The organism is Paraburkholderia sp. RL18-085-BIA-A (assembly GCF_046027075.1).
In the GTDB taxonomy this organism is placed as follows: Bacteria; Pseudomonadota; Gammaproteobacteria; order Burkholderiales; family Burkholderiaceae; genus Paraburkholderia.
The window spans coordinates 1-563 of the sequence record NZ_JARESU010000571.1 but is presented as its reverse complement, the minus strand read 5'-3'; the positions used below and the strand labels follow the sequence as shown (position 1 = coordinate 563).

At 68.6% G+C, this 563-nt stretch carries 1 protein-coding gene; it reads left to right on the top strand.

The window, feature by feature from the left end:
- Window positions 1-563: efflux RND transporter periplasmic adaptor subunit (locus P0D89_RS53895; protein WP_408379805.1), on the top strand; the 563-nt coding region annotated here is incomplete at both ends.

The window sequence follows — 563 nt, the reverse complement described above, 5'->3', positions numbered from 1 at the left end:
GTCACCGCGCGCAGGGTCGATGTCGGCGCCCTGGTGACGGCGGGCGGCACGCCGGGCACGGCGGGCATGTCGGGCGAGCTGTTTCATCTGCAGCAGACGAGCGAGTTGCGCGTGTTCGTCGATGTGCCGCAAGACGATGCGCCCTACGTCACGCCGGCCACCGTCGTGTATCTGAGCGCGCCGCAATATCCGGGCCGGCGCATTGCCGCGAAGGTGGCGCGCAACACCGGCGCAATCGATCCGACGAGCCGCACGCTGCGCGTCGAGGTCGACGTCGACAACCAGGACGGCGTGCTGATGCCCGGCGCGTATGCCCAGGTGCATCTGCAATTGGAGGCGAGTACGCCGGCGCTCGATCTGCCGGTCAGCGCGCTGCTGTTCCGGCCGGACGGCGTGACGATCGCGGTGGTCGACAGCCAGGGCCGCGCTCAGCTGAAGACCGTGCATATCGGCCGCGATTTCGGCTCGCACGTGGAAATCACGACGGGCCTCGCGGCCACCGACCGCGTGATCGACAATCCCGGCGATTCGCTGAGCAACGGCCAGCTCGTTCAGGTCACACA